At 69.2% G+C, this 14,851-nt stretch carries 11 protein-coding genes; 4 read left to right on the top strand and 7 right to left on the bottom strand.

The annotated features are described in order from the left end of the window. The first annotated feature begins 7 nt into the window (after nucleotides 1–7). Nucleotides 8–511, top strand: a complete 504-nt coding sequence (locus ABD798_RS06065) for a hemerythrin domain-containing protein (RefSeq protein WP_344871510.1) — start codon at nucleotides 8–10, stop codon at nucleotides 509–511. A 207-nt stretch (nucleotides 512–718) separates the two neighbouring features. Here ABD798_RS06065 and ABD798_RS06060 read toward each other — a convergent pair whose 3' ends face one another. The 7 genes from ABD798_RS06060 to ABD798_RS06030 all read right to left on the bottom strand — a co-directional run bounded on the left by ABD798_RS06060 (nucleotide 719) and on the right by ABD798_RS06030 (nucleotide 8,425). Then, nucleotides 719–1,495, bottom strand: coding sequence for an SGNH/GDSL hydrolase family protein (locus tag ABD798_RS06060; RefSeq protein ID WP_344871509.1), 777 nt, complete (start codon nucleotides 1,493–1,495; stop codon nucleotides 719–721). Nucleotides 1,496–1,600: 105 nt separating this feature from the next. Next, a complete protein-coding gene (locus ABD798_RS06055) occupies nucleotides 1,601–2,602 on the bottom strand; it encodes an N-acetylglucosamine kinase (protein ID WP_344871508.1) in 1,002 nt (333 codons plus the stop codon). Between the two features lie 169 nt (nucleotides 2,603–2,771). Then, nucleotides 2,772–4,037 (bottom strand): 6-phospho-beta-glucosidase, encoded by a 1,266-nt coding sequence (locus tag ABD798_RS06050; protein ID WP_344871507.1) that lies wholly within the window; start codon nucleotides 4,035–4,037, stop codon nucleotides 2,772–2,774. After that, nucleotides 4,037–4,897: a carbohydrate ABC transporter permease gene (locus tag ABD798_RS06045; protein ID WP_344871506.1), complete on the bottom strand. Its 861-nt coding sequence runs from the start codon at nucleotides 4,895–4,897 to the stop codon at nucleotides 4,037–4,039. Before ABD798_RS06045 ends, ABD798_RS06050 begins: the two co-directional genes overlap by 1 nt. Further along, a complete protein-coding gene (locus ABD798_RS06040; protein ID WP_344871505.1) occupies nucleotides 4,894–5,874 on the bottom strand; it encodes a carbohydrate ABC transporter permease in 981 nt (326 codons plus the stop codon). The genes ABD798_RS06045 and ABD798_RS06040 overlap by 4 nt, the downstream gene beginning before the upstream one ends. After that, entirely contained in the window at nucleotides 5,871–7,196 is a 1,326-nt protein-coding gene (locus ABD798_RS06035; protein WP_344871504.1) for an extracellular solute-binding protein, read from the bottom strand. The genes ABD798_RS06040 and ABD798_RS06035 overlap by 4 nt, the downstream gene beginning before the upstream one ends. Before the next feature lie 20 nt (nucleotides 7,197–7,216). Beyond that, nucleotides 7,217–8,425: an ROK family transcriptional regulator gene (locus ABD798_RS06030; RefSeq protein ID WP_344871503.1), complete on the bottom strand. Its 1,209-nt coding sequence runs from the start codon at nucleotides 8,423–8,425 to the stop codon at nucleotides 7,217–7,219. Nucleotides 8,426–8,584: 159 nt separating this feature from the next. Here ABD798_RS06030 and ABD798_RS06025 point away from each other — a divergent pair, with 159 nt between their 5' ends. The 3 genes from ABD798_RS06025 (at nucleotide 8,585) to ABD798_RS06015 (ending at nucleotide 14,747) form a co-directional block, all read left to right on the top strand. Further along, the gene (locus ABD798_RS06025) at nucleotides 8,585–9,247 is read left to right on the top strand and encodes a DUF3159 domain-containing protein (protein WP_344871502.1); all 663 of its coding nucleotides are present in this window, start codon (nucleotides 8,585–8,587) and stop codon (nucleotides 9,245–9,247) included. Between the two features lie 9 nt (nucleotides 9,248–9,256). Then, on the top strand, nucleotides 9,257–10,144 hold the full coding sequence (locus ABD798_RS06020) for a helix-turn-helix domain-containing protein (RefSeq protein ID WP_344871501.1): 888 nt from the start codon (nucleotides 9,257–9,259) through the stop codon (nucleotides 10,142–10,144). 238 nt (nucleotides 10,145–10,382) lie between these two features. After that, nucleotides 10,383–14,747, top strand: a complete 4,365-nt coding sequence (locus ABD798_RS06015) for a DUF7927 domain-containing protein (protein ID WP_344871500.1) — start codon at nucleotides 10,383–10,385, stop codon at nucleotides 14,745–14,747. Nucleotides 14,748–14,851: the final 104 nt, after the last annotated feature.

Genomic DNA, 14,851 nt, shown 5'->3' with positions numbered 1-14,851 from the left:
CCCGCTCATGGCCAACGACGTCGTAGAACTCATCCTCGCCGACCACCGCCGCTTCGAGGACCTCTTCCGCGATCTCCGCAACCGCGACAACGACCGGGAGAAGCTGCTCGCCGAGCTGGCCGCCCTGCTCGTCGCGCACGCCGAGGCCGAGGAGAGCGAGGTCTACCCGGCGCTCAAGCGCTTCAAGAACGTGGACGACCACGAGGTGGAGCACGGTGCCGAGGAGCACGCCGAAGGGCACCAGGCGCTGCTCGCGCTGATGGAGGTCGGCGACACGTCCTCTGAGGAGTGGGAGGACAAGCTCGAAGAGCTCGTCGAGGCCCTCAACCACCACGTGGACGAGGAGGAGCGGACCATCCTCAACGACGCCCGCGACTCCGTGCCCGAGCAGCGCAAGGCCGAGCTGGGCGCGAACTTCGTGCGCGTGCGCCAGGAACGCCTCGACGCCGACTGCGGGTCGGTGGACCACGTGCGCCAGCTGGTGAAGGCCACCGAACACCGCGTCGACTAGGTGCGCGGGGAGAGCACACGCGCACTCCGCCAGCCAGCACGTCACAGGGGAGGAAGCGCGAGGTTTGCCGGTCTTCAAGACCAGCGAACCCCCGCCCGCGCGGTCTCCAACGACGGCAAACCCCCGATCGCGCGGAAGGGGGGGCGGTTAGCGATGATCGCAAGGGGGTTCGGCGGTCTTGAAGACACCCGTACCTCGCGATGTGGGTCAGCAGTCGCAGGTGGAGTCGGCGAGTTCGACCAGCTCGGGGCGCTTCGGCTGGAGGTTGTCGCCCATGGACACGCCACGGATCTGCCTGCCGACCCACGGCACCAGGTGCGCGCGGGCCCAGTGCAGGTCGCCCCGGCGCAGGGTCACCCACGTCGCGGGCGGCTCCTCCGGCAGCGGCGTCGACCAGTCCTCCTCCACCGGCACACCGAGGACCTCGCAGGTCCGCAGCGCCACGCGGTGGTGGCCCTCCGGCGTCAGGTGCAGGCGGTCCTCGCTCCACATCCGGCGGTCCTGGAGCACGCGCATCGACCACAGGTCGACGACGAGGCAGTCGTAGCGGTCGGCGATGGCGCGCAGGTGCGCGTTGTAGGTGGCGACCTTGCCGCGCACGCGGCGCAGCACCGGGGTGTCCCTGGTGTCGAAGCCGGTGAAGACCACGACCTGGCTGCCCGCCGCGCGCAGTTCGCTGACCGCGCTCTCGTACAGCTCGGCCAGCGAGTCGGGGTCCGCCGACGGCATGATCAGGTCGTTGCCGCCGCCGCAGAGGGTCACCAGATCCGGGCGCACGGAACTGACCAGCGGGACCTGCTCCGCCACGATCTCGCCGAGCAGCTTCCCCCTGATGGCGAGGTTCGCGTACCGCAGACCCGGGTTGAGCTCGGCGAGCCGCTCGGCCGTGCGGTCGGCCCACCCGCGGAACTGGCCGTTCGGGCCCGGGTCGTCCAGGCCCTCGGTGAAGGAGTCACCGATCGCGACGAAAGATCCCCACTCCACGACGTCCCTCCCAGTACTGCCGAATGTCCTACGCCGTTGGCATCCTCCCACCGTAACTTGACACACCGTCAGATAACCTGCGAGATCTGCCCGATGCGGGGACCATCACGCCGCCACCGGCGAGGGCAGGGCTGATCCGCGCAGCGCGGCCTCCGCCTGGGGGCCTGCTCCGAGGGCGTCGAGCCCCCACAGCGCGGCCCCCACCACGGGCGGCAGGTCGACCAGGCGCAGCTCCGCCAGCGGGGCCACCTCGCGGCACCGCCGGCCGACCTTGTCCAGCAGCTGGCCGGACGCGCCGGTGAGCACGCCGCCGCCGAGCACCACGGGAACCGGCTCGGCGGTCAGCCCGAGCCGCCGCATGCTCACCCCGGCGAGCAGGCCGATCTCCTCGGCGAGCCGGTCGACGACGGCGCCCGCCACCGCGTCCCCGGCGGCCGCCACCTCGAACAGCACCGGCGACAGCGCGTGCTGGGCCGAGTACAGGTCGAGTTCGCCGAAGTGCAGGCCCTCGATCACCTCGGCCATGCTCGACGCGCCGAAGTGCGCGAGCACGGCGGGCAGCAGCTCGGTCGGTTCGCCCCGTCCGTCGTCGGCGCGCACCGCGAGCCACAGCGCCTCGCCGCCCATCTGCGGGCCACCACCCCAGTCACCGGAGATCCGGCCGAGCGCGGGGAAGCGGTGCGTGCGCCCGTCCGGTGCCACGCCGACGGCGTTGATCCCGGCGCCGCACACCACCGCGACGCCGATCCCGTCGCTGGTTCCCGAGCGCAGCAGGGCGAAGATGTCGTTGGCCACCACGGTGGAGGACGACCAGCCGCGCGCGCTGACGGCCTCGCTGAGCAGCTCCTCCTCCCTGGGCAGGTCGGCTCCGGCCAGGTAGGCGGCCGTGTGCGTGGCGAACGGGGCTTCGCCGGAGAGCCCTGCGGCACGAGCGGCGCTCGCGGCCAGCTCGGCGAAGCAGTCCAGGCTCGCCTGCACACCAACGGTTTGCGGAGACGCGCCGGGGCCGCGAACCCGGGAGAGCACCTCGCCGTCGGTGTTCACCAGCATCACGTCGGTCTTGCTGTTGCCGCCGTCGATGGCGAGCACGGTCTGTTCGGCCTTCACGTCGTCTCCCCCTGCCGCCGCGCCGCGGTCAACCCGCGAACGACGATCTCCCGCGCGCGCTCCACCCTCCTGAAACACGGGAAATCCGTGTGGGAGCGCTCTCTTCTGGGACGTGCCTCCGCGGCGAGGAGCTCGCGGAGGGTCCTGATCGGCCGGCCCTCCTGCCGGTTCACGACTTGGCCCAGGGCAGGTGGTCGCGGTTCTCCGCCACCAGGTCGTCGGCCAGCTTCTCGGCGAGGGCGAACTGGCCGACCAGCGGGTGGGCCAGCAGCGCGTCGGCAACGCGGTCCCGACCGCCGTGCACAGCGGCCTTCAGCGCCAGTTGCTCGTAGGCGGTCACGTGCGCGATCAGTCCTGCGAACTCCGGCGGAACCTCGGTGACGGGCAGCGGGACCGCGCCGTTGGTGTCCACAGTGGACGGTACTTCGATCACCGCGTCGGACGGCAGGAACGGCAGCGTGGAGCCGTTGCGCACGTTGACGACGTGCTCCTCCGCGTCGCCGCCGCCGGTCAACGCGTGCACCAGCTGGATGGCCGCCTCGGAGTAGTAGGCGCCGCCGCGCTCGGCCAGCTCCTGCGGCTTGGTGACGACGTTCTCGTCCGAGTAGATCTTCATCAGCTCGTGCTCGACATCGGTCACCACGTCCGCGCGCGGGCGCTCATCCCTTTGCTTCGCAACGATGTCGTCGTGGGAGTAGAAGTACTTCAGGTAGTACGAGGGCAGCACGCCGAGCCGCCGGAGCACGTCCGCGGGCAGTTCGAGGTCGGCCGCGATCTCGTCGGCGTGGTCGGCGATGAGCTGCGGCAGCACGTCGCGGCCGTCCACGAGGACCTGCCGGGTCCACGTGAGGTGGTTGAGTCCCACGTGGTCGAGCTTCACCTCCTGCGGATCACTGCCGAGAACCCGAGAAACCAAGCGCTGCAACGTGATCGCCACGTTGCACAGCCCGACCGCGCGGTGCCCGGCCTCCAGCAGCGCGCGCGTGACGATGCCGACGGGGTTGGTGAAGTTGACGATCCAGGTGTCCGGCCCGGTCACCGCGCGCACGCGCTCGGCGATGTCGAGCACCACCGGGACCGTGCGCAGCGCCTTGGCGAGGCCGCCCGCGCCCGTGGTCTCCTGGCCAAGACAGCCGCAGTCCAGCGGGAAGGTCTCGTCGGAGCGCCGTGCTGCCTGGCCGCCGACGCGCAGCTGGAACAGCACGGCGGACGCGCCCTCCGCGCCCTCCTCCAGGTTCGAGGTGGTGCGCACGCGCGCCGGGTGCCCCGCGTGGTCGAGCAGCCGCTGGGAGAACGGCCCGACCACGGCGAGGCGGTCGTGGTCGGGGTCGACGAGCACGATCTCGTCGACCTTGAGACTGGTGCGCCTGCCCGCGATCCCGTCGATCAGTTCGGGTGTGTACGTCGAGCCGCCGCCGACAACGGTGAGCTTCATCAGCCTTTGACCCCCGTGAACGTGATGCCTTTGACGAAAGACTTCTGGGCGAACAGGAACAGCACGATGGCCGGGGCCATGATCAGCACGGTGGCCGCCATGGTCAGGTTCCACTGGACCTGGTGCGATCCCCTGAAGGACGCCAGCGCGAGCGAGAGCGTCCAGTTCTGCTGGTTCTCCCCGGCGTAGAGCAGGGGCCCGAAGTAGTCGTTCCAGGTGAACAGGAAGCAGAACAGCGCGGTCGCGGCGATCCCGGGCTTGGCCATCGGCACCAGTACTCGGACGAGCGCGGTGAACTCCGAACACCCGTCGATCTTGGCCGCGTCGATGTAGTCCTGCGGGATCGTCAGGAAGAACTGACGCAGCAGGAAGACGCTGAACGCGTCGAAGAGGAAGTACGGGATCACCAAGGGCCACAACGTTCCGGTGAGCCCGAAGCTGATCCACATGTCGTACAGCGGCACCGAGACCACCTGAGGCGGCAGCATCATCGCCGCGACCACGAGCAGGAAGACCACGTTGCGCCCGCGCCACTTCATCCGCGCCAGCGCGTAGGCCGTCGGGATCGCCGACAGCATCACGCCGAGCGTCGCCAGCAGCGAGTAGAGCAGCGTGTTGCCCATGTACTGCAACATCGGGGCCTTCTCGAACACCCTGAGGAAGTTCTCGAAGTGCCACTCCTGCGGCCACAACGTCGAGGACAGCGCCTGCTGGTCGGACATGACCGCGGTCAGGAACACGAACAGGATCGGCATGGTGAAGCCGATCGCCAGCGCGATGCCGATGCTGTGCGTGGCGATCCACTGGAGCTTGCGATCCCAGGAACCCTTGCGGGGCTTGACGTTCAGCGTCGTTGTCATGAGCCCTCCTCGACGTGCGAGGCCCTGCGCATCTGGCGCACCAGGATCGCGGTGAAGACGAAGGACACCACGAACAGCAGCACCGCCATGGCCGCCGCGTAGCCCATGTTGAAGTAGCGGAAACCCTGTGTGTACAACCACATCGGGTAGGTCAGCGTGGAGTTCTGCGGGAAGCCGAGGATCTTCGTGGAGCCCGCGACGTCGGCGGAACCGGAGGCCACCGAGCCCGCGACGACGGCCTGGGTGAAGAACTGCAACGCGAAGATGATCGAGTTCACCACGCCGAACATCAGCACCGGCGAGATCGTCGGCAGCGTGATGTGCCAGAACTTGCGGACCGGGCCCGCGCCGTCCAGCTCGGCCGCCTCGTACTGCTCCTGCGGCACGTCGAGCAGCGCGGCCAGGATGATGATCATCAGCTCGCCGGAGCCCCACAGCACGAGCAGCGTCAGCGCGGGCTTGGCCCACTCCGGATCGCTGAACCACAGCGGGGACTCGATGCCCACGAACTTCAGGAACGCGTTGACCGGGCCGAACTCCGGGTTCAACAGGAAGCTGAACACCAGCGTCGCGGCGACCGGGGGCGCCAGCGACGGCAGGTAGCACAGCGTCCGGATGATGCCGACGCCGCTCTTCAGCCGCGCGATCACCGAGGCGACGCCGAGCGCGAAGGTCACGCGCGCCACCGTGAGCACGATGACCAGCCACAGCGTGTTCCACGCGGCGACCTTCACCAGCGGCTCGCTGGTGAACATCCGCACGTAGTTGTCGAACCCGATCCACTCCGGGGCGTTGATCAGGTCGTAGCGGGTGAGCGAGAAGTAGCCGGTGGCGATCAGCGGGTAGCCGAAGAACACGACGAACCCGACGATCGCGGGCGACATGAACGCCAGCACGGTCCACTTGTTTCGGGCGCGCGGTCTCGCCGTGCGGCGGGGCGCCGGAGCCACCGCCGCACGGTCCAGCGTCGTGGTCACTTCCCGCTCTGCGCGAGCGCGTCGTTGATCTGCTGGTCGACCTTCTTCAGGCCCTCGTCGAGGTTCGCGACCTTGCCCGCCTGCCACTCCGCCGCGAAGTCGTTGACCGCCTTGAGGTGCGCGTCACCGATCGGGGTCGGCGGGTTGGACCACAGCTTGCCGCCGCCGTAGAGGTCGATGAAGGTCTTGAACTGCGGGGTGACCTGGAGCCTGGGGTCCTTCAGCGCGGCGTCGGTGCTCGGCACGTTCTTGATCGCGTTGGAGAGGTTGACCAGGGTGTCGGTCTCCAGCGTCATGTGCTTGATCAGCTCCCACGCGGCGCCGGGGTTCTTGGCGCCCTTGGGGATTCCGATGATCGTGCCGGTGGCGAAGGCGCCGTCGGCGCGGTCCGGGCGGGCGGGGGAGTGCGGGAACGGGGCGGTGCCGAAGGCGATGTTCGGCGACTGGTCGGCGATGAAGGCCGTCCGGTACTCACCGTCCATGATCATCGCGAGCTTGCCCTGCTGGAAGGCGTGGTCGGCGGAGTACTCCTGGCCGAGCCCCGCGCGGAAGCGCTCCAGGTTCTCGTAGCCGTAGAACTCCACCAGCTTCTTCTGGAACTCGAACATCGCCTTCCACTCGGCGCTGCCCGCGAGCGCGGACTTGCCGTTGGCGTCCAGGTAGCGCGCGCCCCAGGACGGCGCCCAGATCTGCGCCTGGTTGTTGTAGAAGGGCATCGACGGCAGGAAGCCCGCGACCTTGATCGAGCCGTCCGGGTTCTTCTGGGTCAGCCGCTTCGCGGCCTCCAGCAGCTGGTCGGTGGTCTTGGGGACCTCGGCGATGCCCGCGGAGGAGAACAGGTCCTTGTTGTAGAAGAGCCCGTAGACGTCGGCGAGCATCGGCAGCGCGCAGCGGGTGCCCTTGAAGTCGGTGTAGTCGCGCACCGCCTGCGGGATCACCGAGAGGTCGACCTTGTCGCGGTCGAGGTAGCCCTTGAGGTTCTGCCAGGAGCCGCTCGAACAGAACTGGCCGAGGTTGTCGGTCATGAAGGTCATCGCCACGTCCGGCGGGTTCCCGCCGCGCACCGCACCGGTGATCTTGTCGTCGTCCTGGTTGCCCTCGTGCTTGATCTCGATGTTCGGGAACTTCGCCTTGAAGCTGTTGAGCGCCTTGGTGACCTCGCGTTCCTCCCGGTCGGAGTACTTGGAGAACACCGTCAGCGTGAGCTTGTCGTCCTTCTTCGGCGGATCGGCGATCGCGCCGCTCCCACCGCGTCCGCCACCACCGGCGCACGCCGTCGTCAGCACCGCCACCGCGGTGAGTCCCGCAAGTGTCTTGCGCATCAAGCCCTCCAGCAATGAGGTCAAGCGGGTCGCGGGGACCCGCGGAAGGGTTCTGCCGTGGCGGCGGCGGTGAGTCCGAAAACCTTCTGCCTGGCCAGCGCGAGCGCCGAGTGCAGCGCGCCCGCGCGCACCGGGTTCCCGGTGACCAGGGTGGGAGCGACCGGGGTGCGGGGCACCACCAGTTCGTGCAGCTCGGTGGCGACGAGTCCGCACAGCGCCTCCCCGCCCGCCTGGCCGGTTTCCCCGGCCAGCAGGACGAGTTGCGGATCGACCACGCTGACCACCCCGGCGACCCCGGTGGCGATCCGCTTGGCCAGATCGGCGAGGAACGGCCTGCCGTCCTCGCCGGAGGTGCGCGCCTTGCGCACGGCCGACCACGCGGTGCGCGCGGACAGCCCGTGTGCGCGGGCGAGCTTGAGGATGGTCGGCGAGCCGAGCAGGTCGCCGAGCCGGATGCCCCTGCGGTCTATGCCGGTGTCGGCGTCGGCCAGGTCGGGAACGCGCATCCAGTCGATCTCACCCGCACCGCCGGTGGCTCCGCGCAGCATCCTGCGGTTGATCACCACGGCGGCACCGATGCCCTCGCTGAGCCAGATCAGCACGAAGTCGTCGATGTCGGTGGCCCGCCCGGCGACCATCTCCTCCAGCGCGACCAGGTTGACGTCGTTCTCGACGGTGACCGGGGCCTCCAGCAGCTCGCGCAGCCGCCCCGGCATGTCGAAGCCCTCCCAGCCGGGCAGGTGCGGTGCGAAGCCGAGGTGCCCGTCCGCGGGGTTCACCGCACCGGGCGAGCCGACGACGACCGCGCACAGCTCGTTCGTGGACAGCCCCGCCCTGCCCGTGGTCGCGCGCACGGCGTCGGCGAAGGCGGTGACCACGCCGGGGCCGCCCTCCGGGAGTTCTTGCTGCCGCTCGGCCAGGATCGCGCCGGTGATGTCGGCGACCACGATGTCGGCGTGGCTCGGGGTGAGGTCGACGGCCACGACGTGCGCGAGGGCCCCGTTGACCGCCCACAGCTGGGCGCGCGGTCCCCGGCTCCCGCCGCGCAGCCCGTCGCGCACGACCGCGCCGTCCTGCTCCAGCCGGGTCAGCAGCTGAGCGGTGGCGGGCTTGGACAGTCCGATGATCGCCTCGACCTCGGACCGCGTCATGGCGCCGCGCTGGAGCAGCGCCTCGATCGCGGCGCGGTCGTTGATCTCCCGCAGCAGCCTCGGACTCCCCGCCCTCATCCGCTCCTCCGTTCCGACTTGTCTGTTAACTTCCCAGACGATTTCCGTCACCGTAGTAACCCGCCTCACGGAGGTCAATCCCCAAACCGTGAGCGAATCCGCTCACAAAGGGTTGCCTAAGCGGTGTTCGTCGGCGGGCTGTTCAGGCAGGCTGGAGGGGTGACGCAACGGTCTGCCGCCTCGCAGGAGGCCAACCCCGGCGAGGAGACGCTCGCATCGCTGCTCGGCGGGCGGCGGGCGGCCGTGGACGCGACCTTGCCGCCGGTGGCCTTCGTCGTCGGCTGGCTCGCCTTCGGCGACTCCGTGCTGCTCGGCGCGGTGGCCGCGGTCCTGGTCGGCGGGGTGCTGGCCATCGTCCGCCAGCGGCGCGGGGACAAGCCCCGTGCGGTGCTGCTGGGCATGCTCGGCGTCGTGCTCGCCGCGCTGGTCCCGCTCTACACCGGGCGCGCGTCGGACTTCTTCCTGCTCCAGCTGATCGCCAACGCGGGCAGCGCGCTCGCGTGGGCGGTGAGCATCGTGATCCGCTGGCCGCTGCTCGGCGTCGTGGTCGGCACCGCGCTCGGACAGCGCACGCGCTGGCGCAAGGACCCCGCGCTGCTGCGCGCCTACAGCCTGGCGAGCTGGTCGTGGGTGCTCCAGTACGTGATCCGGCTGGCCGTGTTCATCCCGCTGTGGTGGATCGACGCGACCGTGGCCCTGGGCACCACGCGTGCCGCGCTGACCTATCCGCTCGTCGCGCTGAACCTCGCGGTGAGCTGGTGGATCTTCCGCAAGGCACTGCCCGCCGACCACCCCGGCATCCGGCACCCACGTGTTCCCTAGACTTCGCGCATGAGTCGGCTGGAACCCGGGAGCGCGGCCACTCCCGCCGAGTTCGTCGCCCTGCTCAGGCAGGTCAGGGACCGTTCGGGGCTCACGTACCGGGAGATCGAACGCCGGGCCGAAGCGCTCGGCGAGGTCCTGCCGAAGAGCACCACCGCCTCGATGCTCACCCGCGACACGCTGCCCCGCCCGGAGCTCGTCAGCGCGCTGCTCAAGGTGTGCGGTGAGACCGACGACGCGAGCTGGCTGCTCGCCCACGAGCGCCTCTCCGGTCCCGCAGAAGCTCCCGTTCCCGTTCCGGTTCTCGTGGAGGACAAGCCCAAGCGCCGGTGGATCTGGCCCGTCAGCGGCGCGGCGGTCGTGCTCGTCGCGGTCGCGGTGGCCGTTCCGATGATCTTGCTCGGCCAGCGCTCCGGCGACGAGCCGCACCCGATCGCCGCCAAGCCGAACCCGGCCGCACCCGCCGAGGGCGACTACCGGCTCCGCGCCGTGCACTCCGGCCTGTGCCTGTCGGAGCGCGAGGGCTCGGACACCGGCGTCGTGTTCCAGAAGGACTGCGCGCGCACGCATCCGCGCTACACCCTGGACCGGCTCGAAGACGGCTCGTACCACGTTCGCGCTGATCACCCGCAGTACGGCCCGGGGTGCCTCGGCGTGCGCAAGGAGTCCATGGAGATCGGCGCGGCGGTGGTCGACGACGAGTGCGCCATCGGCAACGCCGAGCTGTTCAACGTGGAATCCGCAGGCGCCAACGGTTTCCGGCTGCGCGCGCTGCACAGCAACCTGTGCGTGGGGATCGCGGACGGCGACAAGGGCGAGTGGGTGCCCCTCCGCCAGGTCGTGTGCGAGTCACCCGTTTCCGCTGCCGTCCTGGCCTTCGACCCGGCGCCGAAGTAATCCCCCGAATGCGCCGTTGCGCTTTGTGGTGAACCCTTCCGGGTGATGCCCCTCTTCGGGTCCCTCGGGTGATCACCTGCGGGGCGTGACGGTGATCTCCGGTGTGTCCCCTGTCTGAGGTATTTCCCTATTCTGGCGCGTTCTCCCTGGTCCGGGCATGTCTATGTTCGTGTGTCCACCGTCCTTCGGAAAGGGCAGGGAAATGTCGAAGCCGTTGTGGCACGGCCTATTTCGTGTTATGCGCTCCACGTTGGCCGTCCTTCTCGTGCTTTCTCTGCTCGCGCCCTCGGCGGCTTTCGCGCAGCAAGCGCGGGGACTGGGAACGGAGCGCCAGATCGGGCCGACGCCGGTGTACTCCGGCCTCGCCCACGGCGCGATCACCATGGCGTCGAACTCCGTGGTCACCTGCGGCGCGACCACCTGCACCGACAGCACCAGCAACGGGCAGCCCGCCACGTGGGTGAAGGTCGACCCCGCCGCGCCCGGCAACACCGCGTCGAGCGCGCGGATCAGCCTGCCCAGTGGTGCCACCGTGCTCTCCGCCCGGCTCTACTGGCAGCTCAATCCCGTTGCCAGCACAGGAACTTCGGGGGACGCGAGCAAGGCGAACCAGGTCTCGTTCAAGGTCCCCGGCGGCACGACGTACCGGCGGCTGACCGCCGACACCTACGACTGGTTCGACGCGGCGGGCCGGGGCACCCCGGTGCTCACCGCGCACGCGGGCGCGAAGGACGTCACCGACCTGGTCCGCGCGGCGGGCTCGGGTGACTACACCGTCGCTGACGTGCAGGCGTGCGAGGGAAGGTCGATCAACTCCTCGACCAACCTCGGCTGCTGGGGCGGGTGGTCCCTCGTCGTCGCCTACGAGAACCCGGCCGAGCCGCTGCGCTACCTCCAGGTCTGGGACGGCTTCCAGAAGGTCGTCGGCACCAACTCGGTGGCCATCGACCTCACCGGGATCAAGTCCGTCAGCAGCCGCGTCCCGAACGCCACGCTCGGCATCACCGCAGGCGACGGGGACGCCGACATCGACGGGGACTTCCTCCAGGTCGGGCGGGACGCGTCGTCCTTGCAGACGCTGACGATGCCCGCGCCCGCGCTCCCGGGCTCCAGTCGCCCCAACGCTTTCAGCAGCCGCATCGACCAGGTCTCGGCCACCGGCGCCGGAACCAACATCAGCGCGAGGAATCCCGCGCCGGTCAACAACTTCGGCTACGACGCCCGCACGGTCGACGTCACCGGCAAGGTCCCGGCGGGCACCGACCGGCTCCAGCTGAAGATCGCCACCAACGGCGACGCGATCTACCCGCAGACCGTGTGGCTGATGACCGACGCGCTCGAACCCGATCTGCGCATCACCAAGGCGAACACGCCGCCCGGCAACACCGCCGACAACCCGCCGGGATGGGTCGTCAAGGGCGGCGAGATCACCTACACCCTCGACGTCGTCAACAAGCACGCTGACGGCAGCACCACGGACCTGGACACCGCGACGGCCATTTCGGTCACGGATCGCCTGCCCGCCGGTCTGTCCTATGTGGACGGATCGGGGGCCGGGTGCTCGGCGAGCGGACTGCTCGTCACGTGCCCGCTGGCAGACCTCAAACCCGGCGCCAGCGCGAAGATCACGTTCCGCGTCAAGGTCGGTGACTCCGTCGCGGACGGCACGAAGTTCGACAACACCGCCCAGCTCACGTTCAAGGGCGCGCAGACTGGACGGCCGCAGTCGCGCGAGAGCAACACCGTGCGCAACACCGTCACCTCGCCGCGCTACGAGCTGGTCAAGTCGGTGGACAAGGCCGAAGCGCTCCCCGGCGACACGCTGACCTACACCGTGGGCATCCGGAACACGGGAACCGTTGGGGCGCCTGGGATCGTGGTCACCGACACGCTTCCGGCAGGAACGAGCTACATCGAGTCGACGCCGTCACAGGGCACGGTGTCCGGCTCCGGCCCGCTGGTGTGGAACGCGGGTGACCTCGCGATCGGAGGCAGTGCGAGCCTCCAGGTCAAGGTCCGTGTCGGCGAGGACGCCATCGGCAAGTCGCTCGTCAACCGCGCCAAGGGAACAGGAGGGCCGCCCGGCACCGTGCCACCGGCGAACCGGTGCACCGACGACGCTTCTGCGGCCTGTGCGACCACGCTCGTGCCAGGGCCGGGCTACACCGTGACCAAGACCGTCGACAAGGCCGAAGCGAAGCCGGGCGAGAAGGTGGTCTACACGCTGACCGTGCGCAACACGGGCCGTGTGATCGCCAAGGACATCAAGGTCGTCGACGACCTCTCCAAGGTGCTGGACGACGCCGACTACAACTCCGACGCGTCCGCAACCGTTGGTGCGCCGACATATGCGGCGCCGCGACTGACGTGGGCCGGGACGCTGCCTGTCCAGGGAACGGCCACGATCACGTATTCGGTGACGGTGAAGTCGCCGAACACCGGGGACCACAAGCTCGTCAACGCGGTGACCTCGGAGACGCCGGGCGGCAACTGCCCGCCGGACTCGACCGATCCGGCGTGCTCGAAGACGACGCTCGTCCCCGGCATGGCCCTCAACAAGGAGGTCGACAAGAAGTCGGCCAACCCGGGCGACAAGGTCACGTACACGGTGACCGTGCGCAATACCGGGCAGACCACACTGACCGGAGCGTCCTTCGTGGACGATCTGAGCAAGGTGCTCGACGACGCGGTGTACAACGCCGACGCGTCCGCTTCCGTTGGTGCCGCGACCTATTCGGCTCCGCGACTGACCTGGACCGGAGATCTGAAGGTCGGCGAGAGCGCGAAGATCACGTATTCGGTGACGGTGAAGTCGCCGAACACCGGAGACCACAAGCTGATCAACACGGTCAGCTCCGAGACACCGGGCAACCGTTGTGAGTCCTCGTGCACGACGACGACGCCTGTCTCCGGTTTCCGTATCGAGAAGAAGGCCGATCCCGCTCAGGCCAACCCGGGCGGCACGGTGACCTACACCGTGACCGTGACCAACACCGGGCAGGTGGACCTGACCGGAGTGTCCTTTGTGGACGATCTGACCGGCGTCCTGGACGACGCGGTCTACAACGGGGACGCCACCGCCGCGCCCGGCGCGGTGACCTACGAGGCTCCTCGGCTGACGTGGAAGGGCGACCTCGCGGTCGGCGGCTCCGCGACGGTGAAGTACTCGGTCCGCGTGAGCGACCCGGTGAAGGGTGATCACAAGCTCGTCAACGCGGTCGGCTCGGAGACACCGGGCGGCAACTGCCCGCCGGGCTCGACGGACCCGAAGTGCTCGACGACGACCCCGGTGTCCGGTGTGGACATTCGCAAGGAAGTCGACAAGAAGTCCGCCAACTCCGGTGACAAGGTCACGTACACGGTGACAGTGACCAACAAGGGGCAGACGGCGTTGGCCGGAGCGTCCTTTGTGGACAATCTGACGGCAGTGCTCGATGACGCGAAGTACAACGACGACGCCACCGCGACGATCGGCACGGCGACCTTCGCGGAGACGCGGTTGACGTGGAAGGGTGATCTGGCGATCGGCGCCGTGGCCACCGTCAAGTACTCGGTCACCGTGAACAAGCCGAACACCGGCGACAACGAGCTGATCAACGCGGTCAGCTCCGAGACGCCCGGCGGCAACTGCCCGCCCGGCTCGACGGAACCGCACTGCGTCACCACGACAACGGTTCCCGGGATCACGATCAAGAAGGTCGTCGACAAGCAGGTCGCCAAGCCCGGCGACAAGGTCACCTACACGGTCACTGTGGCCAACACGGGCAAGGCGGACGTGAAGGCGGCGACGTTCACCGACGACCTGTCGAAGGTCCTCGACGACGCTGACTACAACGCCGACGTGGCCGCTTCCGTTGGCAGCGCTACATATTCGGCTCCCCGATTGACGTGGGCGGGAGACCTGAAGGTCGGCGAGACGGCCAAGATCACGTACTCCGTGACCGTGAAGGCCGCTGGTGGAGACCGCAAGCTCGCCAACGTGGTCAGCTCGGAGACCCCCGGCGGCAACTGCCCGCCCGGCTCCACCGATCCGGACTGCGGCACGAGCACGCTGATCCCCGGCGTGCTGATCATCAAGACCGCAGACCCGCAGCGCGTGCAACCCGGCGAGAAGGTGACCTACACGGTCAAGGTCACCAATACCGGCACCGCGCCGCTGACCGGAGTGTCCTTTGTGGACGACATGACCGGGGTGCTCGACGACGCCAAGTACAACGACGACGCCAAGGCCTCCTCGGGATCGGTCACCTACTCGGCGCCGAAGCTGAGCTGGAGCGGTGACCTCGCGGTCGGCGCGACGGCCACGATCACGTACTCCGTGACGGTCGGGGACCCGGTGAACGGCGACAGCAAGCTCCGCAACGCCGTCACCTCGGAGACGCCGGGCGGCAACTGCGTTCCCGACGGCAAGGACCCGCAGTGCGCCACGGAGACCCCCGTCGATCCCAAGCCGCCGGCGCCACCGGTTCCGCCGACACCGGGTGATCCGAAGCCGCCGCTGGCCGACACGGGAGCCACGGTGGGAGCCCTGATGACCTGGGGCCTGCTGCTCGTCGTCGCGGGCTTCGCCGCCCTGATCGGCTCGCGCAGGCGGCGGGTCTGACAGGTTCGTCTGAACAGAACGAAACGGCCCGACTGCCACCGGGCCGTTTCGTTCCTGGAGATTCGTCCTCTGAATTGGCCGCGCGGCGGCGAATCGTCGGGTTC

The organism is Allokutzneria multivorans (assembly GCF_039537405.1).
GTDB lineage: Bacteria > Actinomycetota > Actinomycetes > Mycobacteriales > Pseudonocardiaceae > Allokutzneria > Allokutzneria multivorans.
Note: the sequence above shows the minus strand (reverse complement) of the source record. Positions and strands in the feature narration are given on the sequence as shown.

Bases quoted from the DNA above. Each gene is read 5' to 3' on its own strand.
- ABD798_RS06065 (WP_344871510.1), top strand. From the start codon at position 8: ATGGCCAACGACGTCGTAGAACTCATCCTCGCCGACCACCGCCGCTTC.
- ABD798_RS06020 (WP_344871501.1), top strand. From the start codon at position 9,257: ATGAGTCGGCTGGAACCCGGGAGCGCGGCCACTCCCGCCGAGTTCGTC.
- ABD798_RS06035 (WP_344871504.1), bottom strand. From the start codon at position 7,196: ATGCGCAAGACACTTGCGGGACTCACCGCGGTGGCGGTGCTGACGACG.
- ABD798_RS06045 (WP_344871506.1), bottom strand. From the start codon at position 4,897: ATGACAACGACGCTGAACGTCAAGCCCCGCAAGGGTTCCTGGGATCGC.
- ABD798_RS06015 (WP_344871500.1), top strand. From the start codon at position 10,383: ATGCGCTCCACGTTGGCCGTCCTTCTCGTGCTTTCTCTGCTCGCGCCC.
- ABD798_RS06050 (WP_344871507.1), bottom strand. From the start codon at position 4,037: ATGAAGCTCACCGTTGTCGGCGGCGGCTCGACGTACACACCCGAACTG.
- ABD798_RS06030 (WP_344871503.1), bottom strand. From the start codon at position 8,425: ATGAGGGCGGGGAGTCCGAGGCTGCTGCGGGAGATCAACGACCGCGCC.